The 23,807-nt window shown below is 68.5% G+C and carries 26 protein-coding genes; 12 read left to right on the top strand and 14 right to left on the bottom strand.

Features of this window, described 5'->3' with window-relative positions; genetic code table 11:
• Nucleotides 1-10: 10 nt before the first annotated feature.
• The 5 genes from A3AG_RS0118795 to uvrB all read right to left on the bottom strand — a co-directional run bounded on the left by A3AG_RS0118795 (nt 11) and on the right by uvrB (nt 3,566).
• Entirely contained in the window at nt 11-499 is a 489-nt protein-coding gene (locus tag A3AG_RS0118795) for a low molecular weight protein-tyrosine-phosphatase (RefSeq protein ID WP_018006916.1), read from the bottom strand.
• A 96-nt stretch (nt 500-595) separates the two neighbouring features.
• Nucleotides 596-838: a hypothetical protein gene (locus tag A3AG_RS0118800; protein ID WP_018006917.1), complete on the bottom strand. Its 243-nt coding sequence runs from the start codon at nt 836-838 to the stop codon at nt 596-598.
• A gap of 33 nt (nt 839-871) precedes the next feature.
• Nucleotides 872-1,093, bottom strand: coding sequence for a hypothetical protein (locus tag A3AG_RS0118805; protein WP_018006918.1), 222 nt, complete (start codon nt 1,091-1,093; stop codon nt 872-874).
• 22 nt (nt 1,094-1,115) lie between these two features.
• Nucleotides 1,116-1,415, bottom strand: coding sequence for a putative quinol monooxygenase (locus tag A3AG_RS0118810; RefSeq protein WP_018006919.1), 300 nt, complete (start codon nt 1,413-1,415; stop codon nt 1,116-1,118).
• A 66-nt stretch (nt 1,416-1,481) separates the two neighbouring features.
• Nucleotides 1,482-3,566, bottom strand: a complete 2,085-nt coding sequence (gene uvrB / locus A3AG_RS0118815; RefSeq protein ID WP_018006920.1) for an excinuclease ABC subunit UvrB — start codon at nt 3,564-3,566, stop codon at nt 1,482-1,484.
• A gap of 172 nt (nt 3,567-3,738) precedes the next feature.
• On the opposite strand from uvrB, the gene A3AG_RS0118820 reads away from it, so the two are divergent.
• A complete protein-coding gene (locus tag A3AG_RS0118820; RefSeq protein WP_018006921.1) occupies nt 3,739-4,935 on the top strand; it encodes an amino acid aminotransferase in 1,197 nt (398 codons plus the stop codon).
• 308 nt (nt 4,936-5,243) lie between these two features.
• A complete protein-coding gene (locus tag A3AG_RS0118825; RefSeq protein WP_018006922.1) occupies nt 5,244-6,512 on the top strand; it encodes a polyhydroxyalkanoate depolymerase in 1,269 nt (422 codons plus the stop codon).
• Between the two features lie 50 nt (nt 6,513-6,562).
• Here A3AG_RS0118825 and A3AG_RS0118830 read toward each other — a convergent pair whose 3' ends face one another.
• Nucleotides 6,563-7,198 carry a TetR/AcrR family transcriptional regulator gene (locus tag A3AG_RS0118830; RefSeq protein WP_018006923.1) on the bottom strand — a complete coding sequence of 212 codons (636 nt, stop codon included), beginning with the start codon at nt 7,196-7,198 and terminating at the stop codon, nt 6,563-6,565.
• Nucleotides 7,199-7,531: 333 nt separating this feature from the next.
• Here A3AG_RS0118830 and rsxB point away from each other — a divergent pair, with 333 nt between their 5' ends.
• Together rsxB and nth are read left to right on the top strand one after the other, a co-directional pair.
• Nucleotides 7,532-8,353 (top strand): electron transport complex subunit RsxB, encoded by an 822-nt coding sequence (rsxB, locus tag A3AG_RS0118835; RefSeq protein ID WP_018006924.1) that lies wholly within the window; start codon nt 7,532-7,534, stop codon nt 8,351-8,353.
• The gene (gene nth / locus A3AG_RS0118840) at nt 8,350-8,994 is read left to right on the top strand and encodes an endonuclease III (protein WP_018006925.1); all 645 of its coding nucleotides are present in this window, start codon (nt 8,350-8,352) and stop codon (nt 8,992-8,994) included. Before rsxB ends, nth begins: the two co-directional genes overlap by 4 nt.
• Here nth and A3AG_RS0118845 read toward each other — a convergent pair.
• Nucleotides 8,963-9,628, bottom strand: a complete 666-nt coding sequence (locus tag A3AG_RS0118845) for a TetR/AcrR family transcriptional regulator (RefSeq protein WP_018006926.1) — start codon at nt 9,626-9,628, stop codon at nt 8,963-8,965. The two genes, nth and A3AG_RS0118845, sit on opposite strands and share 32 nt — an antisense overlap.
• Nucleotides 9,629-9,714: 86 nt before the next feature.
• Here A3AG_RS0118845 and A3AG_RS0118850 point away from each other — a divergent pair, with 86 nt between their 5' ends.
• From A3AG_RS0118850 to A3AG_RS0118860, 3 genes are read left to right on the top strand one after another with little or no spacing between them, the layout of a single operon-like run.
• Entirely contained in the window at nt 9,715-11,268 is a 1,554-nt protein-coding gene (locus A3AG_RS0118850; RefSeq protein WP_018006927.1) for a flavin-containing monooxygenase, read from the top strand.
• On the top strand, nt 11,265-12,257 hold the full coding sequence (locus A3AG_RS0118855; RefSeq protein ID WP_018006928.1) for an alpha/beta fold hydrolase: 993 nt from the start codon (nt 11,265-11,267) through the stop codon (nt 12,255-12,257). The genes A3AG_RS0118850 and A3AG_RS0118855 overlap by 4 nt, the downstream gene beginning before the upstream one ends.
• Before the next feature lie 16 nt (nt 12,258-12,273).
• Entirely contained in the window at nt 12,274-12,999 is a 726-nt protein-coding gene (locus A3AG_RS0118860; RefSeq protein WP_018006929.1) for a Coq4 family protein, read from the top strand.
• A 73-nt stretch (nt 13,000-13,072) separates the two neighbouring features.
• Here the strand turns inward: A3AG_RS0118860 and A3AG_RS0118865 are convergent, their stop codons facing one another.
• Nucleotides 13,073-13,660, bottom strand: coding sequence for a malonic semialdehyde reductase (locus A3AG_RS0118865; RefSeq protein WP_018006930.1), 588 nt, complete (start codon nt 13,658-13,660; stop codon nt 13,073-13,075).
• A gap of 88 nt (nt 13,661-13,748) precedes the next feature.
• Nucleotides 13,749-14,690, bottom strand: a complete 942-nt coding sequence (locus A3AG_RS0118870) for a DMT family transporter (RefSeq protein WP_026164302.1) — start codon at nt 14,688-14,690, stop codon at nt 13,749-13,751.
• Nucleotides 14,691-14,790: 100 nt separating this feature from the next.
• Between A3AG_RS0118870 and A3AG_RS0118875 the strand changes: the two genes are divergently transcribed.
• Together A3AG_RS0118875 and A3AG_RS0118880 are read left to right on the top strand one after the other, a co-directional pair.
• Complete coding sequence (locus A3AG_RS0118875; protein ID WP_018006932.1) at nt 14,791-15,222, top strand: DUF1841 family protein; 432 nt, start codon at nt 14,791-14,793, stop codon at nt 15,220-15,222.
• A gap of 133 nt (nt 15,223-15,355) precedes the next feature.
• The gene (locus A3AG_RS0118880) at nt 15,356-16,654 is read left to right on the top strand and encodes a phospholipase A (protein ID WP_018006933.1); all 1,299 of its coding nucleotides are present in this window, start codon (nt 15,356-15,358) and stop codon (nt 16,652-16,654) included.
• Between the two features lie 13 nt (nt 16,655-16,667).
• On the opposite strand, the gene A3AG_RS0118885 is transcribed toward A3AG_RS0118880, so the two are convergent.
• On the bottom strand, nt 16,668-17,099 hold the full coding sequence (locus tag A3AG_RS0118885; RefSeq protein ID WP_018006934.1) for a thioredoxin family protein: 432 nt from the start codon (nt 17,097-17,099) through the stop codon (nt 16,668-16,670).
• Between the two features lie 111 nt (nt 17,100-17,210).
• Complete coding sequence (grpE, locus tag A3AG_RS0118890) at nt 17,211-17,786, bottom strand: nucleotide exchange factor GrpE (protein WP_018006935.1); 576 nt, start codon at nt 17,784-17,786, stop codon at nt 17,211-17,213.
• Here grpE and A3AG_RS34045 point away from each other — a divergent pair.
• Entirely contained in the window at nt 17,785-18,234 is a 450-nt protein-coding gene (locus tag A3AG_RS34045) for a hypothetical protein (RefSeq protein WP_145987494.1), read from the top strand. The two genes, grpE and A3AG_RS34045, sit on opposite strands and share 2 nt — an antisense overlap.
• 62 nt (nt 18,235-18,296) lie before the next feature.
• Here A3AG_RS34045 and A3AG_RS0118900 read toward each other — a convergent pair whose 3' ends face one another.
• From A3AG_RS0118900 to hrcA, 3 genes are all read right to left on the bottom strand, one after another.
• Complete coding sequence (locus A3AG_RS0118900) at nt 18,297-18,692, bottom strand: RNA-binding S4 domain-containing protein (protein WP_018006937.1); 396 nt, start codon at nt 18,690-18,692, stop codon at nt 18,297-18,299.
• A complete protein-coding gene (gene hemH, locus A3AG_RS0118905; RefSeq protein ID WP_018006938.1) occupies nt 18,689-19,804 on the bottom strand; it encodes a ferrochelatase in 1,116 nt (371 codons plus the stop codon). Before hemH ends, A3AG_RS0118900 begins: the two co-directional genes overlap by 4 nt.
• Before the next feature lie 106 nt (nt 19,805-19,910).
• Nucleotides 19,911-20,945, bottom strand: a complete 1,035-nt coding sequence (gene hrcA, locus A3AG_RS0118910; RefSeq protein ID WP_018006939.1) for a heat-inducible transcriptional repressor HrcA — start codon at nt 20,943-20,945, stop codon at nt 19,911-19,913.
• Between the two features lie 114 nt (nt 20,946-21,059).
• Here hrcA and A3AG_RS0118915 point away from each other — a divergent pair, with 114 nt between their 5' ends.
• Both A3AG_RS0118915 and recN read left to right on the top strand, forming a co-directional pair.
• Nucleotides 21,060-21,977, top strand: coding sequence for an NAD kinase (locus A3AG_RS0118915; protein WP_018006940.1), 918 nt, complete (start codon nt 21,060-21,062; stop codon nt 21,975-21,977).
• Nucleotides 21,978-22,044: 67 nt separating this feature from the next.
• Nucleotides 22,045-23,796, top strand: coding sequence for a DNA repair protein RecN (recN, locus tag A3AG_RS0118920; RefSeq protein ID WP_018006941.1), 1,752 nt, complete (start codon nt 22,045-22,047; stop codon nt 23,794-23,796).
• Nucleotides 23,797-23,807 lie beyond the last annotated feature (11 nt).

The following is a 23,807-nucleotide window of genomic DNA, read 5'->3' on the forward strand; positions in this document are numbered from 1 at the left end:
GCGGGCCGGCTCAGCCGGCCGGATGCTGCAGGCGCTGGCGCAGCTCGGCCACTAGGCCGTCGCAGGCATCCTCGATGTAGTCGAGCACGCGCTCGAAGCCGTCGCCTTCGCCGTAATACGGGTCCGGGACCTCGTCGGCATCGTGGCGGGTGGCGAAGCTCATCAGCAGCCGAACCTTGTCGCCCGCGTCCGGGCGCAGCCGCAGCAGGCCGGCCAGGTTCTCGCGGTCCATCGCCAGGATCAGGTCGAAGCGGTCGAAGTCCGGCACGCCGACCTTGCGCGCGCGCAGCGCCGACAGGTCATAGCCGCGTTGCAACGCATGGCGCTGGGTGCGGGGATCGGGAGCGCGGCCGAGGTGGTATTCATGCGTGCCCGCCGAATCCAGCTCCACCAGCGGCGCCAGCCCGGCGGCATCGAGCTTGGCGCGCAGCACGCCCTCCGCCGTGGGGGAACGGCAGATATTCCCCATGCAACACATCAGGATGGCGTATGACTTCATCGGATCAAGGCTTGGCAAGATGGCATGGAGGCGCGATTCTACCTGTCGCCCTTTGCGCCGGCCCGGCGTTGTCGTGAGGCTAGGCCGCCCGCGACGCTAGGCGAGCTGCTTGGCCAGGCGCTCGCCGTGCGCAAACCCGGCCACCTGCGCGGCCTCGGCCGACTTGTAGTGGTCGGTGATGCGCGAGCTGTCGGTCAGCGTGCCGGCGGCCCGGATGTTGGTGCCGGGGCGGCAGACGCGCACGGTGTACGACCATTCGCTCTGTGAACGCTGCCTGACCTGCACTTGCACTTCGTGGGTTTCATAGACCTTCTTCTTCCATTCACCGATTTCGGTCATTGTGGTTCTCCACGGAAAATGGGGGATGTCCGGCTAGCTGACCTCGCCGGCGTCGATCGCGCGCATGGCACCGGCCTCCGCCAGGGCGATAGCCCCTTCGGGAGTGGGCGCGTCGCCCGCAATCGCCTCGAAGGTGGGGCCGGAAGGCTCGCCGAAGGCATCAGCGATGCGCATCTGCGCCGCAAAACCGCCGGCGGCATTCGGGACCGCGCTGACCACGACCGCGTAGCCGCCATATTCAAACTGGCGTTCCATCGTAGCTCCTTGTCGTTCGCCATCAAGGCAGCTTGGCCGCCACCACCTCCAGCTTCTGGATCGGCGGCGTCCCCGTGAACAGCTCCGGCGCTTTGGCCATCAGCGCCGCCGCAACCTTTCCGCTCAGGTGCGCCTCGCGCGCGGAGTCATCGGGGAAAGCATCGAAGATGCCGAACATCGACGGGCCCAGCCGCAGCGCGAACCAGGCCGTGGTGCCGGCCTCCTGCTCCACCAGCGCGAGCCCGTCGCGCAGGAACTGCTCAACTTCCTGCTCCTTGCCCGGCTTGGCCTCCAGCGGTACCCATAGTGCTAGTTTTACCATGATGCGGCTCCTAGATCAGGTGTGATGCATTTCACTATAGGCCAGCCGGAGCCGGCACTACCCGTGTCAGGCAGGCGGCAGCGCGCCCTCGCCGCTGGCGCCGAACACCTGCGCCTTGAGCTTGGCCAGCTGGTCGCGCACCTGCGCGGCCTGTTCGAACTCCAGGTTGCGCGCATGCTCGAGCATGAGCTTCTCCAGCCGCTTGATCTCCTTCGAGACCTGCTTTTCGCTCATCTCCTCATAGCGCGCCTGCTCCTGCGCCGCCTGCAGCTCGGCGCGTGCATCGCTGACGTTGTAGACGCCGTCGATGATGTCCTTGATGCGCTTGACCACGCCGCGCGGCGTTATGCCGTTGGCTTCGTTGAAGGCGATCTGCTTGGCGCGGCGGCGCTCGGTCTCGTCGATGGCCTTCTTCATCGAGTCGGTCATGCGGTCCGCGTACAGGATCGCGGTGCCGTTGACGTTGCGCGCGGCGCGGCCGATGGTCTGGATCAGCGAGCGCTCGGCACGCAGGAAGCCTTCCTTGTCGGCATCGAGGATCGCCACCAGCGAGACCTCGGGGATGTCCAGCCCCTCGCGCAGCAGGTTGATGCCCACCAGCACGTCGAAGGTGCCCAGGCGCAGGTCGCGGATGATCTCGACGCGCTCGACGGTATCGATATCCGAGTGCAGGTAGCGCACCTTGACGCCGTTCTCGGTCAGGAACTCGGTCAGCTGCTCGGCCATGCGCTTGGTCAGCGTGGTCACCAGCACGCGCTCGCCGGCCTCGACCCGGACATGGATCTCGGACAGCAGGTCATCCACCTGCGTGGTCGCCGGGCGCACCATGATGACCGGGTCGACCAGGCCGGTCGGGCGCACCACCTGCTCCACCACCTGGCCGGCGTGCTCCTGCTCGAACTGCGCCGGCGTCGCGGAGACGAACATCACCTGCCGCATCTTGCGCTCGAACTCGTCGAACTTGAGCGGCCGGTTGTCCAGCGCCGACGGCAGCCGGAAGCCGTACTCCACCAGCGTGGTCTTGCGCGCGCGATCGCCGTTGTACATGCCGTTGAGCTGGCCGATCAGCACGTGCGACTCGTCCAGGAACATCAGCGCGTCGGGCGGCAGGTAGTCGACCAGCGTCGGCGGCGGGTCGCCGGGGCGCGCCCCGGACAGGTGCCGCGAATAGTTCTCGATGCCCTTGCAGAAGCCCAGCTCGGACAGCATCTCGAGGTCGAAGCGGGTGCGCTGCTCGAGCCGCTGCGCCTCCACCAGGCGGTTTTCCTTGTGGAAGAACTCGAGCCGCTCGCGCAGTTCGTCCTTGATCGCCTCGATCGCGCGCAGCACGGTCTCGCGCGGGGTCACGTAGTGGCTCGACGGGTAGACCGTGAAGCGCGGGATCTTCTGCCGCACCCGACCCGTGAGCGGGTCGAAGAAATGCAGCGACTCGACTTCGTCGTCGAACATCTCCAGCCGCACCGCCATCTCGGCATGCTCCGCGGGGAAGATGTCGATAGTGTCGCCGCGCACGCGGAAGGTGCCGCGCTGGAAGTCGGTCTCGTTGCGGGTGTACTGCATCGCGATCAGGCGCGCGATCACGTCGCGCTGGCTGATCTTGTCGCCGGCCCGCAGCGTCAGGATCATCTGGTGGTATTCGGTCGGGTTGCCGATCCCGTAGATCGCCGACACGGTCGCGACGATGACGGTGTCGCGGCGCTCCAGCAGGCTCTTGGTCGCCGACAGCCGCATCTGCTCGATATGCTCGTTGATCGACGAGTCCTTCTCGATAAACAGGTCGCGCTGCGGCACGTAGGCCTCGGGCTGGTAATAGTCGTAGTAGCTGACGAAGTACTCGACGGCGTTGCGCGGGAAGAACTCGCGGAATTCCGCGTAGAGCTGCGCCGCCAGCGTCTTGTTGGGCGCGAACACGATCGCCGGCCGTCCCATGCGGGCGATCACGTTGGCCATGGTGAAGGTCTTGCCCGAACCGGTGACGCCCAGCAGGGTCTGGAACGAGAGGCCGTCTTCCACCCCCTCCACCAGCTGCCGGATTGCCTCGGGCTGGTCGCCGGCCGGCGGGAACGGCTGGTACAACTGGAAGGGAGAGCCGGGAAATGTGACGAATTTGTCTTCGTCCAGGGCCGGCGCGGCTTCGGCAAGGTTCGTCATAGGGGCGTGACTAGGGAAATACCTGAGGAAAACGGGCGGATTACGCTAGAATCTTGGGGTTGTCAGCCCCCGCTTCAAGCCACGAAGAGCGCGGCCGGGCCTGCCAGCCTCCAGCGCAGTACGGAGCATTCTACGCCTTCCGTTTTTCACATAGCCGACCACGAGATTCCAAATGAGTTTGTTTTCTGCCGTCGAGATGGCCCCGCGCGACCCGATCCTGGGCCTCAACGAAGCCTTCAATGCCGACACCCGCCCGACCAAGGTCAACCTGGGCGTTGGCGTGTACTTCACCGACGAAGGGAAAATCCCGCTGCTGCGCGCCGTCCAGGAGGCAGAAAAGGCCCGTCTGACCACCGCCACCCCGCGCGGCTACCTGCCGATCGAAGGCATCGCGGCCTATGACCAGGCGGTGCAGACGCTGCTGTTCGGCAAGGAATCCCCGCTGATCACGGAAGGCCGCGTGGTGACGGCCCAGGCACTTGGCGGCACCGGCGCGCTGAAGATCGGCGCCGACTTCCTGAAGCGCCTGTACCCGGACGCCAAGGTCGCCATCAGCGACCCGAGCTGGGAAAACCACCGCGCGCTGTTCGAATCGGCCGGCTTCCCGGTGGTCAACTACGCCTACTACGACGCTCCCAGCCACGGCCTGAACTTCGCCGGCATGGTGGCATCGCTGAAGTCGTTCCCCGCCAACACCATCGTCGTGCTGCACGCCTGCTGCCACAATCCCACCGGCGTCGACCTGTCGCCCGAGCAGTGGCAGCAGGTGGTGGAACTGGTCAAGGAACGCAACCTGATTCCGTTCCTGGACATGGCCTACCAGGGCTTTGCCGACGGCATCGATGCCGATGGCGCCGCGGTGCGCCTGTTCGCCGATTCCGGCCTGCCGTTCTTCGTGTCGAGCTCGTTCTCGAAGAGCTTCTCGCTGTACGGCGAGCGCGTCGGCGCGCTGTCGATCGTCACCACCGGCAAGGAAGAAGCGCTGCGCGTGATGTCGCAGGTCAAGCGCGTGATCCGCACCAACTATTCCAACCCGCCGACCCACGGCGGCACCGTGGTCGCGACCGTGCTGAACAGCCCGGAACTGCGCGCCATGTGGGAAGAAGAACTGGCCGAGATGCGCGACCGCATCAAGCTGATGCGCCACGCGCTGGTCGACAAGCTGGCCGCCAAGGGCGTGCCGGGCGACTTCTCCTTCGTCAAGGCCCAGCGCGGCATGTTCTCGTACTCGGGCCTGACCTCGGACCAGGTCGACCGCCTGCGCAACGAGCACGGCATCTACGCCGTCAGCACCGGCCGCATCTGCGTGGCGGCGCTGAACAGCCGCAACATCGACGCCGTGGTCGACGCGATCGCCGCCGTGATGTAACACCGTTGCCAGTTGCCGCGCCGCAACGGACGGCAACTGGCGCGCACATCACAAAACAATAGAAAAAAGCGGCTTCGGCCGCTTTTTGCATTTGTTTGCGATGTTGTAGGACGTTGTCACCGAAAAATCAGGCCAATGCCTTATTGTGTTCCGCGCATACGGAAGTACTTTAAGGTATATGCTGCAAAGCAAGATCGTTAGCACGGTCGTTCGATTCAGGCATAATCGGCGCCACACGATTCCAGGTGTATTGTCAGTACATTGTTACTTGGTGGTACGCATTCTCAGTAAGACCAGGCAGAAACGGCATGCTCTATCAATTGCATGAGTTCCAGCGCTCGATCCTGCACCCGCTGACCGCGTGGGCCCAGGCGACCGCCAAGACCTTCACCAACCCCCTCAGCCCGATGTCGCTGGTACCTGGCGCACCCCGCCTGGCCGCCGGCTACGAACTGCTGTACCGGCTTGGCAAGGAATACGAAAAACCGGCGTTCGATATCAAGTCGGTGCGCTCCAACGGCCGCGACATCCCCATCGTCGAGCAGACCGTGCTGGAGAAGCCCTTCTGCAAGCTGCTGCGCTTCAAGCGCTATGCCGACGACCCCGAGACCATCAAGCTGCTCAAGGACGAGCCCGTGGTGCTGGTGGCAGCGCCGCTGTCGGGCCACCACGCCACGCTGCTGCGCGACACCGTGCGCACGCTGCTGCAGGACCACAAGGTCTATGTCACCGACTGGATCGACGCGCGCATGGTGCCGGTCGAGGAAGGCGCCTTCCACCTGTCGGACTACATCTACTACATCCAGGAATTCATCCGCCATATCGGCGCCGAGAACCTGCACGTGATCTCGGTGTGCCAGCCCACGGTACCGGTGCTGGCCGCCATTTCGCTGATGGCGTCCGCCGGCGAGAAGACTCCGCGCACCATGACCATGATGGGCGGCCCGATCGACGCGCGCAAAAGCCCGACCGCGGTCAACTCGCTGGCGACCAACAAGTCCTACGAGTGGTTCGAGAACAACGTCATCTACACCGTGCCGGCCAACTACCCCGGCCACGGCCGCCGCGTCTACCCGGGCTTCCTGCAGCATGCCGGCTTCGTCGCGATGAACCCGGACCGGCACCTGTCGTCGCACTATGACTACTACCTGAGCCTGGTCGAGGGCGATGCCGACGACGCCGAGGCGCACGTGCGCTTCTACGACGAATACAACGCGGTGCTCGACATGGCCGCCGAGTACTACCTCGACACCATCCGCGAGGTGTTCCAGGAATTCCGCCTGGCCAACGGCACCTGGGCCATCGACGGCAAGCCGGTGCGCCCGCAGGACATCAAGGGCACGGCACTGATGACAATCGAGGGCGAACTCGACGACATCTCCGGCGCCGGCCAGACCGCCGCCGCGCACGACCTGTGCGCCGGCATCCCGAAAAACCGCAAGCAGCACCTGAGCGCAGAGCGTTGCGGCCACTACGGGATCTTTTCGGGCCGGCGCTGGCGCGAGGACATCTACCCGCAGCTGCGCGACTTTATCCGCAAATACCACCAGGCCCCGGTGGCCGTGGCCAGCAAGTAAAAAACGCCCGCGCAAGCGGGCGTTTCTGTCTGGGCAGCGCCGCGGGCGGCTCAGGGCTTCTTCAGGTAGCTCAGCAGCATGTCCGTGTGCAGCTCGGCAAAGCGCTCGTGCTCCTGCTGCGATGCCACGTCGCGGCCGATCACGGCGCTGATGGTGTAGCGGTTCGACAGCACGTAGTAGCCCAGCGCGGAAATCGTCAGGTAGAACTGCGGCACGTCGATATGGTCGCGGAACAGCCCCTGCTGCTGACCGCGACGGATCACGTCGGCGAGCACGTCGACCACCGGGTTGATCAGCTGCTGCAGCTGCGCGGATTTCTTCAGGTGGCGTGCCTCGTGCAGGTTTTCGCTGTTGACCAGGCGGATGAACTCGGGATGCTCGTAGTACCAGTCCCAGACGAAGCGGGCCAGCGTGCGCACGCCCTCGACGGGGTCTTCGTCGACCAGGTGCAGTTGCTCTTCGGCGGCGCGGAAGTTCGCGTATTGCTTCTCGAGCACCGCCAGGAACAGGCCCTCCTTGCTGCCGTAGTAGTAGTACAGCATGCGCTCGTTGGTTTCCGCGCGCCGGGCAATCTGGTCGACGCGGGCGCCGGCCAGACCACCCTTGGCGAATTCCTCGGTGGCCGCAGCGAGGATGCGTCGGCGCGTCCCTTCCGGGTCGCGTTTGGTCTTGGGCTCTGTTGACATGAGGTGTGGTCGATCGTTGCGCGGATTATGGCACAGGCCGGATTGCGGCAATCCGGCCGCGCGACGCGCATCATCGCCGTTTCTGTCCGCCGGCGAAATCGGGGATAATCCTTGCGGCGCTAACACCGCAGGGTCCGCAGAGGCCCCGGTGCCGCAGGGGCCGCCAGCACATTGTCCGCCCCGGAAGGGCTGCCGTTATGTCGCCAACCGCTCACAGCGCCGCGCAAATTTGGCGCTTTTTCCGTGGCCGGCGCCGCGCTGGCACGGCTGCCTGTGCGCGTGCATGTGCGCCTTTTGACTCCGCTCTTGTCCCCTGAATTGCTGTCCGTTGTCGTGAATCCCGCCGTCAAGTCCCTCGCCGACCGTCTCGAGGCGCTGCTGCCGCAGACCCAGTGCACCAAGTGCGGCTTCAGCGGCTGCCGCCCCTATGCCGAGGCCATGGCCAGCGGCGAAGCCGCCTGCAACCGTTGTCCGCCCGGCGGCGCGCAGGGGATCGCGCGCCTGGCCGCGCTGCTGGGCACCGAACCCCTGCCGCTCGATCCGGAACGCGGCAGCGAGCAGCCGCGCGCGGTCGCCCGCATCGACGAGAGCCTGTGCATCGGCTGCACGCTCTGCATCCAGGCCTGTCCGGTCGACGCCATCGCCGGCGCCGCCAAGCAGATGCATACCGTGATCCCCGAGCTGTGCACCGGCTGCGACCTGTGCGTGCCGCCCTGCCCGGTCGACTGCATCGACATGGTGCCCGTCACCGGCACGCGCACCGGCTGGGACGCGTGGTCGCAGGCGCAGGCCGACGCCGCGCAGGCACGCTACCTGGCGCGCAAGGCGCGGCTGGTGCGCGAGCGCGAGGAGAACGATGCGCGCCTGGCCGCCAAGGCCGCCGCCAAGCTCGCCGCGGTGCAGGCCGAAACGCCGGAGAACGACGCCGAGCGCGCCGCGCAGGAACGCAAGCGCGCCATCATCCAGGCCGCGATCGAACGCGCGCGGCAGAAGCAGCAGGCCGTGCGCCCGCGCAATACCGAAAACGTGTCGGCCGCGGTGCAGGCGCAGATCGACGCCGCCGAAGCGCGGCGCGCGCGCGCCGGGCTGACGCCGGGGCAGGATGAAACCCCTCCCGCCCGGGACCCGGCCAACGACCGGAACCAGGAACCATGAACGCTGCCAAGTGCCGTGCCATCTTCGAGACGCTGCGCGAAGTCAATCCGGCCCCGACCACGGAACTCGAGTACAGCTCGCCGTTCGAGCTGCTGATCGCCGTGCTGCTGTCGGCGCAGGCCACCGACGTCGGCGTGAACAAGGCCACGCGCCGCCTGTTCCCGGTGGCGCATACCCCCCGGCAGATGCTGGAACTGGGTGAAGCCGGCCTGAGCGAATACATCAAGACCATCGGCCTGTACAAGACCAAGGCCAGGCATGTGATCGAGACCTGCCGCATCCTGGTCGAACGCCATGGCGGCAAGGTGCCGGCCGAGCGCGAAGCGCTGGAAGCGCTGCCGGGCGTGGGCCGCAAGACCGCCAACGTGGTGCTCAACACCGCGTTCGGCCAGCCCACCATCGCGGTCGACACGCATATCTTCCGCGTCTCGAACCGCACCGGCCTGGCGCCGGGCAAGAACGTCGACATCGTCGAGCAGAAGCTGCTCAAGTGCGTGCCGCATGAATTCCTGCACGACGCCCATCACTGGCTGATCCTGCACGGCCGCTACGTGTGCAAGGCGCGCAAGCCGGAATGCTGGCATTGCGCGATCGAAACGCTGTGCGAGTTCAGGGACAAAACCCCGGCGCCGCAGCTGTAGCCGCGGACGGCCCGGACGCGGGCGCCAGCACCAGCGCCAGTTGCAGCGCGGTGCGCGCGACCACGTCGACATCGGGGCTGTAGCCGTGGCGGATCCAGCGCACGGCAAGATGGACCACGCCGCCCGCCACGCCCGCCGTCAGCAGCGCGTCACGCTCGCGTCCCGGCGGCAGCAGCGCCTGCGCCAGCAGCCCGCCAAATTCATCCAGCGAATCGGCCAGCGCGCCGTCGACCAGCTTGCTGACGCCGCGGATCTCGACCAGGAACACGCGCGCCGAGCGCGGCTCGCGCTGCAGCGCGCCGAAATAGGCGCGCAGCATCGCCAGCGCCCGTTGCGGGCCGTCGTTGCCGGCGGCCTCGCCCGCCTGCACCAGGGTGTGCAGCAGGCGCTGGGTCACCGTTTGAAACGATGCCAGCAGCAAGGCTTCGCTGTTGGCGAATGACTCGTAGAAATAGCGTTCGGTCAGGCCCGCGGCTTCGCACACGGCCTTGACGGTGGCGTTCTGGTAACCGCGCTCGCCGTAGACCTGCACGGCCGCGGCGATCAGTTGCGCGCGGCGCTGGGCGCGGCGCTCTTCGGCTTCGGCGCCGCGATAGCGGCGCGCGGGAGTCAGCTCGGTGGTCATGCGCGCCATTATGGCATTCCCTATGGTCGGAAAACTTGCCGGATCGCTTCTGACAATCTATGTTGTCAGAAGTGTCACCCGACCGGATGCCTGCCATGCGCGATGCCAGTGCCGACGACGCAGTTCTCGATGTCCTGATCGTGGGCGCCGGCCTGTCCGGCATCGGTGCGGCACGCCAGCTGCAACGGCGCTGCCCTGGCAAGCGCTACGCCATCCTGGAGGCGCGCGACGCCATCGGCGGCACCTGGGACCTGTTCCGCTACCCCGGCATCCGCTCGGACTCGGACATGTACACGCTGGGCTACCGCTTCAAGCCCTGGCGTGGCGCCAGGGCCATCGCCGACGGCCCTTCGATCCGCGCCTATATCCGCGAGACCGCCGCAGAAGCTGGCATCACGCGCCAGATCCGCTTCGGCCACCGCGTGGTCGGCGCGGCGTGGGACAGCACCGACGCTTGCTGGACCGTCGAAGCCGAGCGCAGCCCTGACAGCAGCCGGGTGCGGCTGCGCGCGCGCCTGCTCTATGTCTGCGCCGGCTATTACAGCTATGCCGAAGCCCACCGTCCCGCGTTCGACGGCGAGGACCGTTTCCGCGGCCGCATCGTGCATCCGCAGTTCTGGGACGAATCGCTCGACTACGCCGGCAAGCGCGTGGTGGTGATCGGCAGCGGCGCCACCGCGGTCACGCTGGTGCCGGCGATGGCCGCCAGCGCGGCGCACGTGACCATGCTGCAGCGCTCGCCCACCTATATCGTGTCGCGCCCCGGCGAGGACGCCATGGCACGCACCCTGCGCCGCGTGCTGCCCGAACGGCTGGCCTACACCGCCACGCGCTGGAAGAACGTGCTGCTCGGCATGACCTTCTTCCAGCTGGCGCGGCGCCGGCCGCAACGCGTCAAGGCGCGCCTGGTCGGCATGGCCGCGGCGCAGCTGCCGCCGGGCTTCGACGTGGCGACGCACTTCACGCCGCGCTACAAGCCCTGGGACCAGCGCCTGTGCCTGGTGCCCGACGGCGACCTGTTCCGCGCCCTGCGCGAGGGCCGCGCCGCGGTGGTGACCGACACCATCAGACGCTTCACCGAACGCGGCATCGAGCTGGCCAGCGGCAAGTCGCTCGACGCGGATATCGTGGTCACGGCCACCGGTCTGAAGCTGAACATGCTGGGCGACATCGCGCTCACGGTCGACGGCCAGCCGCGCCGCCCCGCCGACTGCCTGGCCTACAAGGGCATGATGCTCAGCGACGTGCCCAACCTGGTGCTGGCGTTCGGCTACACCAACGCCTCGTGGACGCTCAAGGCGGATCTGACCGCCGAGTACGTCTGTCGCCTGCTGCGCCACATGGACCGCCATGGCCACCGCATCGCCGTGCCGCGCGCGCCCGCGGCGGTGCAGCCGACGCCGTTCCTGGACTTCACCTCGGGCTATGTGCAGCGCGCCGCGGGCGTGCTGCCGCGCCAGGGCGACCGCAAGCCGTGGCGCGTGCACCAGAACTACCTGAAAGACCTGCTGACGATCCGGCACGGGCGCATCGCCGATGGCGTGCTGCAGTTCGCCAACCCGCCGGCGCTGCGCGAGCCGCGCCACGCGCAGGAGGCAACGGGCGCGGGCACGGGCGCTGCCGTCGCCGCCAGCGAGGTGCAGCCATGACCGTCGCCGTCGTCACCCTCGTCGTCCTGGCGGCGCTGCTGGCGTTGGTCCTGCTGTCCTGCGCCGCGCTATGGCTGTACACGTGGCGCACCGCGCGGCGCATCGAAGCCGCCATGCCGCCGTCGGGCCGCTTTGTCGACGTGCCGGGCGCGCGGCTGCATGTGGTGGAGCGCGGCCAGGGCCCGGCGCTGCTGCTGGTGCATGGCCTGTCGGGCCAGCTCGAGAACTTCGGCTACGGCATGATCGCGCCGCTGGCCGAGCACTTCCGCGTCATCGCCGTCGATCGCCCCGGCGCAGGCCATTCCACGCGCACCCCCGGCAGCGCCGCCGACCTGCCCGCGCAGGCCGATGCGCTCGCCGCGCTGTGCGACCGGCTGGGCCTGGAACGGCCGCTGGTGACGGGCCATTCGCTGGGCGGCGCGATTGCGCTGGCGCTCGCCGTGCGCCATCCGGAACGCGTCGGCGGCCTGGCGCTGATCGCGCCGCTGACGCATCCGCCCCGGCAGATCTCGCCGGTGTTCCGGGCCATGACCGTGCCGCGCGCATGGCAGCGCCGGCTGCTGGCCTGGACCCTGGTGGTGCCGATGTCGATACGCCATCGCGCCGAGGTCATGGACATCGTGTTCGGCCCCGACCCGGTGCCTGACGACTTCCCGACCCGCGGCGGCGGCCTGCTGGCCTTGCGCCCGCGCCATTTCCTGGCGGCGTCGGAAGACCTGCTCGGCGCCGCGCAGAGCCTGCCGGCGCTGCTGCGCCACTACGGCACGCTGCGGGTGCCGGTCAGCGTGCTGTACGGCCGCGACGACCGCATCCTCGACTTCGCCGAGCATGGCGAAGCGCTGGTGGCCAAGGTGCCCGGCGCCACGCTGACCCTGGTCAGCGGCGGACACATGCTGCCGGTGACCGCCATCGCCGCCAGTGTCGACTTCGTGCGCGCCGCGGCCGCGCGGATGCCGGTGTCCGCGTCGCAACCGCCTCAATTCGCCTGATCCCGGGAGACCGCCCATGGCTACCACGACGGGTTCCAACCCCTACAAGCAAGATGTCTTCGCCGCGTTGCGCGCCGTGCGCAAGCTGATGGCGGACGGCAACGACACCGAGCAGGTATTCCGCATCATGCGCGCGCTCAACGGCCCGTCGATGCCGCGCAACTTCCGCCGCCTGCTGGCCACGCACGACGGGCGCCGCATGGTCTACCAGCGCATCGAGCTGGCCGAGCGCCTGTCCGATCCCGCTTACGTGGCCGCCTTCGCGCCGGGCACGGTCGGCGCGGCCTATCGCGCGTTCCTCGAACAGACCGGATACAGCGCCGACGGCCTGGCCAGGGTGTCCAACCTGGACCAGGAGCCGGTGCGCGAGGACGCCTACCTGTGGTTCGGCCGGCGCACGCGCGATATCCACGATATCTGGCATGTGCTGACCGGCTACCGCGCCGACGAAAGCCTGGGCGAAGCCGCGCTGGTGGCGTTCAGCTATGCGCAGACCGGCGGCAAGGGCTGGGCCTTCATCGCCATCGCGGCGTCGCTGAAGAGCCTGCGCGTGAGCGGCAGCCTGGCCTTTGCGCGCGCCGTGCTGGAAGGCTACCGGCTGGGCCGCCGCGCCAGCTGGCTGCTGGGCGAGGATTACGAGAAGCTGCTGCACGAACCGCTCGACGCGGCGCGCGCGCGGCTCCGGATCGGCGAGCCGCGGCGTTACCTGGCCTGCAATCCGATGCAGCCATGGACCGCCTGACCGACGCGCCGGGCCAAGCCTGAAAAAAAGCGACCACGCGGGTCGCTTTTTTGTTTGCCGGTAGCGGGCGGGTTCAGACGATGCGGCAGGCTTCGTCGAACGACAGGCGCGGGCCGCGCGGATACAGCTTGTCGGCCACGCCATAGCCCAGGTTGCACAGGAAGTTGACCTGCCACTTGCCGTCCGGGAAGAACGCCGCGTTGACCTTGTCGGCATCGAAGCCGCCCATCGGGCCGCAGTCCAGGCCGAGCGCGCGCGCCGCGAGGATAAAGTAGCCGCCCTGCAGCGAGCTGTTCATCAGCGCATCGCGCGCGATCTTGGCGTCGTTGCCGGCGTACCAGGAGCGGGCGTCGGCGTGCGGGAAGAGCTTGGGCAGCTGGTCGTGGAAGGCGGTGTCGAAGGCGATGATCGCGGTCACCGGCGCCGAGCGCGTCTTGTCGACGTTGCCGGCCGAGACGCAGTCCACCAGGCGCGCCTTCTCGGCGGCGCTCTTGACGAACACGATGCGCGCGGGGCTGCTGTTGGCAGCGGTCGGGCCGAACTTCATCGCTTCATAGACCTGGTGCAGCACGGCGTCGTCCACATGGCGGTCCTGCCAGACGTTGTGCGTGCGGGCTTCGGTGAACAGTTGCGCCAGCGCGGCGTGGTCGATCTGGGACATGCGCGTCCTTTCTGTACGGGAGGTGGGTGAAGGCGCGATTGTACCCAAGCGCCGGCGCGCCTCGCGACAGCGCCTTTGAGCAACCCGTTCAATTCCCTTGCATGTCGGCCCGCGCCGGCGCCGGTGCGCTGCCGCGGCGGGTCAGCCACAGCACCCCCGCCAGGATCAGGCCGCCGCCCAGCGCCTGCGCGGCGCCGATCTGCTCGCCCAGCAGCAATGCCGCCAGCACCACGGTGACCACCGGCTCGAGCGTCGACAGCATCGACGCCTGCGCCGCCCCAAGCCGCTGCAGCCCGGCAAAGAATGTCAGGATCGCCAGCACGGTCGACAGCAGCGCAATCCCCGCCAGCGCGAGCCAGCCGCCGGCATCGGCCGGGAACTGCGGCGGCGGCGCGCCCGCGCCGGCGCGCAGCATGCCGACGGCGCCGTAGACCAGCGCCGCCGCGGTGCAGATCACGGTGGTGGTGGCGATCGGGTTGACGCCGGCGGTCAGGCGCGCGCCGACGATGATGTAAACGGAGTAGATCACCGCCGCCGCCAGCCCCAGCGCGATCCCCAGCGGCGAGCCCGCGCCGCCGCCGACCGTCAGCCCGGCACCCACCGAGCACAGCACCAGCGCCACCACCGCGGCGGTGGTCAGCCGCTCCTTCAGGAAAATGGCGGCGAGGATGGTCACGAACAGCGGGTACAGGTACAGCAGCAGCGCCACCAGGCTGGCCTGCGCATGGTTGAGCGCGCTGAAGAAACAGAACGACTGGCCGACATAGCCGATGCCCCCCATCGCCGCCAGCGCCAGCACGCGGCGCCACGGCGGCAGCGCGATGCCGCGCGTGCGCATCACCCATGCCAGCGCCGCCGCGGCCAGCATGAAGCGCACCAGCAGCAGGCCGTACACGTCGGCGCCGGCGGCGTAGGCAAAGCGGGCGAAGATGGCCATGGCGCCGAAGGCGCTGGCCGAGACCGCGATCAGCAGCACGCCGGCCAGCTTGTCGCGGGCATCGGTCGGAGCAGTGGGGGCGGAAGCGGTCATCGGGCAGGCAGGGAGTCGGCGATCCCGCATTCTACTTGGCGCCATTGCCGCGATCGCGCCGCCGGCAAGGCTCGCCCCCGTCGTCTACAATGGCGCCACCATGTTCAATCCCTCACGAGAAGAAGTCCGCCGGTTCTTCTGCGATGCCTGGCAGAAGCAGATCGCAGGCGGCGTGCTGACCCCGCTGGAAGCCATCGCCGTCGACTGGATCGGCGAGCACCCGGAGTACCAGGACCTGCTGCGCGACACCGAAGGCGCGCTGGCGCAGGACTACACCCCCGAGCAAGGCCAGACCAATCCCTTCCTGCACCTGGCGATGCACCTGTCGATTTCGGAACAGGTCTCGGTCGACCAGCCGCACGGCATCCGCCAGGCCTACGAGGCGCTGGCGCGCCGGCTCGATTCCCCGCACGAAGCCCAGCACCAGGTGATGGAATGCCTGGGCGAGATGCTGTGGCAGGCGCAGCGCACCGGCCAGCCGCCGGACGGCGACCACTACGTCGACTGCGTCAAGCGCCGCGCCAGCCGCTGACAGCGCCGCGCCGGTACGCGCAAAAAGTGCAGCGTACAATTCCTCACAAGCCGTTGCGGAGGTGCGTGGTAGGCTTTGGGCTCCGAGTTTTCCCTAGTTGCGTTGCCATCACCCGGCAACGTCGCGCATCTTCATGCCCCGTACCGCCCTGTCCCCGCGGTCGCGGCTGGCGCCAGCCAGCCGTGCCGTCGCCCCGCTCTGCCTGTCTCTGATGCTGGCCTGGCCGCTGGCCGGCCATGCCGGCGTGGCGCTGCTGCAGCCGCCGCGCGTGATCGACGGCAACCAGCCGCTGACGCTGACCCTGGTGGTGTCGGCCGACACCAGCACGCGCCGCTACCGCATTCCCGACACACTCGAAGTGACCGCCTCCGGCGACCTGCAGGCGCCGGTGCGGCTGGTGCTGTGGCGCGAAGTCTCCGGCCCCGCCGTGGTCAACCTGCGCCGTGGCGAGCATCGCGCCATCCGCTACACGGTGGCGTTGCCGCCGGTGCTGCGCGGCCAGGTGCGGCTCGATGCCACCGGCATCGACGCCGCGCCGGTGCTGGTCACGCTGAACCGGCTACCGCAGCCGGGCGAGGCGACCACCTCGACGCCGCCGGTAGCCAGCCAGGCGCCGGCCGCGGTCGTGGACAGCGCCGAACCGGCCGACAGCGCTCCGGTGCCGGTGACCGGGATCACCACGGCGCAGGCCGCGGCGCCCGCCCCGGCCGACCTGCGCGACAGCGCCCGGCTGTCGTTCCACGACCCGATGTACTTCATGGTCGGTGCGAACGGCGGCGCCAACGCCAAGTTCCAGTTCAGCTTCAAGTACCGCATCTTCGAGGGCGAGGACCCGGCCTCGAAGCGCCTGTTCGACAACCTCTACTTCAGCTACACCCAGTTCTCGTTGTGGGACCTGAGCGAAGACTCGGCGCCGTTCCGCGACACCAACTACCGGCCCAGCCTGTTCTACTACTTGTCGGATACCGGCGTGCACAACAGCGTGATCAGCCGGCTGTCGCTGGCCGCCGGGCTGGAGCATGAATCCAATGGCCGCAACGGCGCGGAATCACGCAGCATCAACACGGTGTTCGTCAAGCCGACCTTCTATTTCGGCGACCAGAACGACTGGCACTGGCGCGTCGCGCCCAAGCTCTACGCCTACGTGGAGAAGGCCGACAACCCGGACATCGCCCACTACCGCGGCTTCATGGACCTGGGCATCGCTTACGGCCGTCCGGACTCATGGGAGTTCTCGGCGACGCTGCGCAAGGGCACGCGCAAGTGGTACGGCAGCGTCGACGCGCAGCTGACCTACCCGATGGCGCGGCTGATCCCCGGCACGGCCGGGTACCTGATGGCGGGGTATTTCGTCGGCTATGGCGAGAGCCTGCTCGACTACAACCACAAGCTGCCCTGGCAGTTCCGCATCGGCTACGCGCTGACGCGCTGATGCCGGGGTCGCGCTAGCCCGCCAGCGGCTTGCCGCTGGCCTTCAGGCGCGCATTGGCCACGGCCGCGGCAAACTGCCCGTGGCCGTGCCAGCCGGTGGCGCGGCCCAGCTTCTTGCCGTTCTGGAAGAACATGAACACCGGGATGCCGTGCAGGCCGAAGCGCCGCCCCAGTTCGGGGTGCGCATAGACGTTGGCGTGCAGCCAGTGCAGTTCCAGCGCGCGCACCGGCCCGGGATTGGCCAGCATCGCCTGCTTGGCCATTTCGCAGTTGAAGCAGTCGACACCCCAGAAGAACACGCACACCAGCGCATCGCCGGCCGCGGCGATGGCGCCGTCGATGGTGGTGCCGTCGACCTCGCGCATGGCAAAGGCATCAAAGGCGCGGTGGTCCAGATGCGGGGCCGCGGACGGGTCCGGCGCGCCGGCTCGGGGTTCGGTGCTCATGGTTCGCTCCTGGTGCGATTGCCCCGGACAAGGCTGCAATGGGGCAGTGAGGACTGCCCGGGAACGCCCGGACCGGCAGGCACCGGGCGCCGGGCCGGCGCGGAAGGCGGCTTACTTGGGTGCCGCCACCGTGACCAGCGCCGGGCGCAGCACGCGGTCGGCAATGGTGTAGCCGCGCTGGAGCACGGACACCACGGTGTTGGGCTCCTGCTCCGCCGGCACCATCGAGATGGCCTGGTGGCGGTGCGGGTCGAACTTCTCGCCGACCGGGTTGAGTTCGACGATCTTGCCGCGCTCGAAGGCAGCGGCCAGCTGGCGCGCGGTCAGTTCCACGCCTTCGCGCAGCTTGGCGATATCGCCGGAGCCGTCGGCCAGCGCGGCCTGCAGGCTGTCCATGACCGGCAGCAGGTTGTCGGCAAAGTTCTCGATGGCGAACTTGTGCGCCTTGGCGACGTCTTCCTGGGCCCGGCGGCGGATGTTCTCGCCCTCGGCCACGGCGCGCATGTACAGGTCGTAATGCTCGCTGGCCTTGGCTTCCAGGGCGGCCAGCTGGGCCGCCACGTCGTCCACGGCGGTCGCCGCGGTTTCGGGCGCGCCGGTTTCCGGGCTGGCGGTGGCGGTGCTGGCCGCCTCATCGCCCGCAGGCGTCGCAGTCTGGTTGGATGGCGTCTGCTTCTGGTCTTCCATGTCGATCCGTATCAATGCAGTGTCGCGGCCCGCCCTGAGGCTGGCCGCGGGTGGTAAATCGGCGTGTGCCCGATGCAGGTGGTGGCAGCTCGCCGCTTTTCAAGAGTGGCGCCGGCGCGACGCCGAAACACACGGTTACAAAGCCCGGGCCGTTGCAAGCGACGCCTTATTGCTTTGCGTCAATGCCCTCACTAAGATTCTCAGTAAGAAAAATGACAAAAATGGCGAGGGCCAGGAGATGGTTCATTTTTGTGCCGCTTCCGAAAGGTTGGCCATGCATAAGCTCCCAGTCGTGACGCTGTGCCTCGTGGCCGCATTGGCGGTCATGACCGCCTTTATCTGCCTGTCCGGCGCCTTCACCCCGCGCGATACGGAGTATGGCAGCGGCAAGGCGGTGTTCAAGCACTACATCGTTCCCTTTGTCAGCCAGGACGTCACGCAGGAATAAGCGATCCCACCTGGCTGTCCATGTCGCGGCGGCACCGGCAACGGTGCCGCCGCGCTGCCATCTCAGCCGTTGAAGTCGTCGATGCGGCGACGGTCGCGCTTGGTCGGGCGCCCCTGGATCTGCGCGGAGGGCTCCGGCTGCAGGCGCCGGCGCTCGGCGTCGGCGGCCCGGCGCGACTGGCTCTCGGCGCTTTCCTGGTACAGCGTCTGCGCCACCGGCGCCGGCCCGCGCGCCGCGGCGATGCCCTTCACTTCGAGTTCCCAGCGCTGCTGGTGCGCCTCCAGCGCAACCTTGTCGCCGGGTTTGACCTCGCGCGAGTTCTTGCACAGCTGGCCGTTGACCGTCACCTTGCCGCGCTCCACCGCTTCGGCCGCCAGCGAGCGCGTCTTGAAGAAACGCGCGCACCACAGCCACTTGTCGATGCGCTGGCGCGCATCCGCCTCGAAATCCACGTTCATGCCGCCGCTCCCCGCGCCTGCGCACGCGTGCGCCGCGCTTCCAGTTCATGCGCATGCGGCGTGGCGAGCGGCCAGCCCTGCAGGTGCTGCAGCGCAATCTCCGCCATCGCCGCGACCCACGGCGCGGCATCGTTCATGCATGGAATGAAATGGAAGTCCTTGCCGCCCGCGACCTTGAACTCAGTCTGGCCTTCCATGGCGATTTCTTCCAGCGTTTCGATGCAGTCCGCCGGAAAGCCCGGGCAGAACACGTCCACGCGCCCGGCGCCGACCTTGCCCAGTTCCGCCAGCGTCGGCGCGGTATAGGGCTGCAGCCACTCGGCCTTGCCGAAGCGCGACTGGAACGTCACCTGGTACTGTCCCGGCTGCAGGCCCAGCGCCTCGCCCAGCAGGCGGCCCGTCTTCAGGCACTCGCAATGGTAGGGATCGCCCAGTTCCAGCGTGCGCCGCGGCACGCCATGGAACGACAGGATCAGCTTGTCGCCCCGGCCGAAATCCGGCATGCCATGGCGCGCCCAGTAAGCGCTGACCTGCTGCTGCAACGCCGAGATATACGCGGGATGGTCATGGAAATGCTTGACCAGCCGCAGCTCCGGCTGGTTGCGCCACTGCCCCAGCACCCGGAACACCTCGTCGATGGCGGTGGCGGTGGTAGTGCCCGAGTACTGCGGATACATCGGCAGCACCAGCACCTGCTCGCAGCCCTGGCGGCGCAGCGCTTCCATCACCGAGGCGATCGACGGGTTGCCGTAGCGCATCGCGCACGCCACCGTCACGTCGTGGCCGTTCTGGTGCAGCAGCCGCTGCAGCGCATGCGCCTGGCGCTCGCTGTAGACCAGCAGCGGCGAGCCCGTCATATGGGCCTCGCGCAGCCAGATCGATTCGTACTTGAGCGCCGACGCGCGCGCGCGCAGCGGCAGGATCACGCCGTACAGCAGCGGCAGCCACGCCGCGCGCGGGATCTCGACCACGCGCGGGTCGGACAGGAATTGCTTCAGGTAGCGCCCCACCGCCTTGGGCGTGGGGGCGTCGGGGGTGCCCAGGTTGACCAGCAGGATCGCCGTGCGCGGCGCCTGGCCGTGCTGGTAGGCCGGTTCGGGGGAAAACGTCATGTCGCTTCCGGGTTGGCGCGATGCCGGGATGGAACGGGCGCGGCGCATCGGCGCCGGGCCCGCGCGGCGGCAATTGAGCCGCCGCTCAGACCGGGACGCCGGGCCACTAGTTCTGGCTCAGCGCGCTCGACAGCAACCGCGCGGTAATGTCGACGATCGGGATCACGCGCTCGTAGGCCATGCGCGTGGGGCCGATCACCCCCAGCGTGCCGACGATCTGGCCGTCGACCTCGTAGGGCGCGGTGATGACCGCCATGTCTTCGATCGGCACCAACTGGCTTTCGCCGCCGATGAAGATCTGCACGCCCTGCGCATGACTGGACACGTCGAGCAGCTGCAGCAGGCTGGTCTTGTGCTCGAACACGTCGAACAGGCGCCGCAGCTTGTCCATGCTCGAGGCCAGGTCGTCGACTTCGAGCAGCTTGCGTTCGCCGCTGATGTAGACGTGGTCGTCGTCCTCGTCCTCGGCGGCGCTGCCCGCTTCGACCGCGGCCTGCATCAGCTGCGACATGTCGCGGCGCAGGTCCTGCAGCTCAAGCCGCAGGTGGCTGCGCACGGTGTCGAAGCTCATGCCGGCATAGTGCGAGTTGAAGAAATTGGCGGCCTCGATCAGCTGCGCCGGCGTGTAGGGAAGTTCGGTCTGGATGATGCGGTTCTGCACGTCGCCCTCGGGGCTGACGATGATCAGCAGGATGCGCTTGTCCGACAGCCGCATGAACTCGATCTGCCGGAACGCCTGCGCGCGGCGCGGCGTCATCACCACGCCGGCAAAGTGCGACAGGTTTGACAGCGTGCGCGCGGCCGCGGTGATCATGCGCTGCGGGCCCAGTTGCTGGCCGCCCAGCTGGTCCTGGATCTGCCCGGTCAGCTCGGCCAGGTCGGCGTTGCGCTCGAGCGGCTTGGCGGTCAGCATCGAGTCGACGAACAGCCGGTAGCCACGCGGCGTCGGGATCCGGCCGGCCGACGTGTGCGGGCTGGCGATAAAACCCATTTCCTCGAGATCGGACATCACATTGCGGATCGTCGCCGGCGACAGGTCCAGCCCCGAGTACTTGGACAGGGTGCGGGAGCCGACCGGCTGGCCTTCGGCAATGTAGCGCTCGATCAGGGTCTTGAGCAGCGTTTTGGAGCGTTCATCCATGATGTCCCGATTTTACGCAAGTTTTGGACCTTCTGGCGGACCGGCCCGATGTGCCGCCGGATGGGCCGCCGGCGCCTGCTGACAACCGTCACGGCGGTATGGTCTAATCCCGGCATGTCCGCCCCAGCCAAAGCCAGCGCCGTGCGCACTCCATTCAAGACCGTCGCCCTGGTGGGCAGGTACTCCACCGCCGGCATCGAAGGGCCGCTGGAAGAGATCGCCTCCTATATCCTGCGCAACGGCCAGGATGTGGTGTTCGAGCGCGAGACCGCGCTGGCCACCGGGCTGACCGCCTATCCCGCCCTGTCCGCCGAGGAGATCGGCACGCAGGCCGACGTCGCCGTGGTGCTGGGCGGCGACGGCACGCTGCTGGGCATCGCGCGCCAGCTGGCCGGCTATGACGTGCCCCTGATCGGCGTGAACCACGGCCGGCTCGGCTTCATGACCGACATCGCGCTGGAAGACGCGCACACCGTGCTGCCCGACATGCTCGACGGCCGCTACGAGTCCGAGACCCGGCTGCTGCTGGCCTCGCGCGTGGTGCGCGACGACATGGACATCTTTTCCGCGCTGGCGCTGAACGATGTGGTGGTGAACCGCTCCGGCATCTCCGGCATGGTCGAGCTGGCGGTTTCGGTCGACGGCCACTTCATGTACAACCAGCGTTCCGACGGCCTGATCGTATCGACCGCCACTGGCTCCACTGCCTATGCGCTGTCGGCCGGCGGCCCGATCCTGCATCCCACGCTGTCGGGCGTGGTGCTGGTGCCGATCGCCCCGCACGCGCTGTCGAACCGGCCGATCGTGCTGCCGCACGACGCCGAGGTCACGATCGAGGTCGCCAGCGCGCGCGACGCCAGCGTCAACTTCGACATGCAGTCGCTGACCTCGCTGCTGCCGGGCGACCGCATCGTGGTGCGGCGCTCGCAGAAGACCATCAACCTGCTGCACCCGGTGGGCTACAACTACTACGCCACGCTGCGCAAGAAGCTGCACTGGCACGAATACCCGTCCGAAGACAACCGCCTCTGAGCGCCATCCAGCCGCCCCTCAGCCCGAGCCCGACCCTTCATCGGACCGACCACCCTTCCCCGCCACGATGCTGCGCAGCCTGTCCATCCGTGATTTCGTCATCGTCGACACCCTCGACCTGGACTTCGCCTCCGGCTTTACCGTCTTCACCGGCGAGACCGGCGCCGGCAAGTCGATCCTGATCGACGCCCTGGCGCTGGTGCTGGGCGAGCGCGCCGATGCCGGCGTGGTGCGCGAAGGCGCGCCGCGCGCCAGCGTCAGCGCCACCTTCTCGACCCATGCCGCGCTCGATGCCTGGCTGGCCGAGCGCGAGCTCAACAGCGAGGACGACGGCGGCGTGCCGACCGTGCTGCTGCGCCGTACCGTCGATGCCGGCGGCCGCAGCAAGGCCTTTATCAACGGCGCCGCCGCCACCCTGGCGCAGCTGCGCGAAGTCGGCGACCAGCTGGTCGACATCCATGGCCAGCATGCGCACCAGCAACTGCTGCGCCCGGATGCGCAGCGGCTGCTGTTCGACGCCCACGCCGGCCTGACCCAGCAGGCCGCCGCGGTGGCCGAGGCCTGGCGCGCCTGGCGTGCCTGCGTGCGCCAGCGCGAAGCGGTCGAGCACCAGTCGCGCGAGATGCAGCTCGAGCGCGAGCGGCTCGAATGGCAGGTGGGCGAGCTCGACAAGCTCAATCCGCAGCCCGGCGAATGGGACGAGATCCAGTCGGAGTACAACCGGCTCTCGCACGCCGCCGGCCTGATCGACGGCAGCCGCGCCGCCCTCGACGCACTGTCCGAGGCCGACGGCTCGGTGCTGTCGGCGCTCAACGGCATCGTGCACCGGCTGCAGCAGCTGGCCGATGTCGACCCCGCGCTGCGCGACGTGCTGGCCGCGCTGGAGCCGGCGCAGGTACAGGCCGAGGAAGCCGCGCACTCGCTGACGCGCTATGTCGACCGGCTCGAGCTCGATCCCGAGCGGCTGCAGGTGGTGGAAGAGCGCATGCAGGCGCTGCACGCCACCGCGCGCAAGTACCGCCTGCCGCCCGAGCAGCTCGCCGATGAGCTGGTCGCGCGCCGCCAGCAGCTCGACGACCTGCAGGCCGCGCAGGACCTGAACAAGGTGATGGCGCGCGAGGCCGCGGCCAAGGCCGCCTACCTGACGCTGGCGCAGCACCTCAGCCATGCCCGCCAGCAAGCCGCGCAGGCGCTGTCCGGCGCGGTCACCGACGCCATGCAGGGCCTGTCGATGGCGGGCGGCAGCTTTGTCGCCGCGCTCAATGCGCTCGACGAGGGCCAGAGCTACGGCCTCGAGCAGGTCGAGTTCCTGGTGGCGGGCCACGCCGGCGTCAGCGCGCGCCCGCTGGCCCGGGTAGCCTCCGGCGGCGAACTCGCGCGCATCAGCCTGGCGATCTCGGTGATCACCAGCGAGGCCTCGCCCACGCCCACGCTGATCTTCGACGAGGTCGACACCGGCATCGGCGGCGCGGTTGCCGAGGTGGTCGGCAGGCGCCTGCAGGAACTCGGCCGCGCGCGCCAGGTGCTGTGCGTGACCCACCTGCCGCAAGTGGCGGCGCAGGCCGGCACGCACCTGCTGGTAAGCAAGGAAACCACGGCCGAGGCCGACGCCTCGGTGACGCGTTCGCGCATCCGCGCGCTAGACCCGGCCGGACGCGTGGTCGAGACCGCGCGCATGCTGGGCGGCACCACCGTCACCGCCACCACGCTGCAACATGCCGAGGAGATGCTGGCGCAGGGCATGGCCGACAGCGGCGCCGGCCAGCCCGCGCGCGCGGGCAAGGACGGCAAGCGCGGCCGCCGCGCCGCCGCGGGCTGAGCGTCGCGCCA

The organism is Cupriavidus neocaledonicus, assembly GCF_000372525.1.
GTDB lineage: Bacteria > Pseudomonadota > Gammaproteobacteria > Burkholderiales > Burkholderiaceae > Cupriavidus > Cupriavidus neocaledonicus.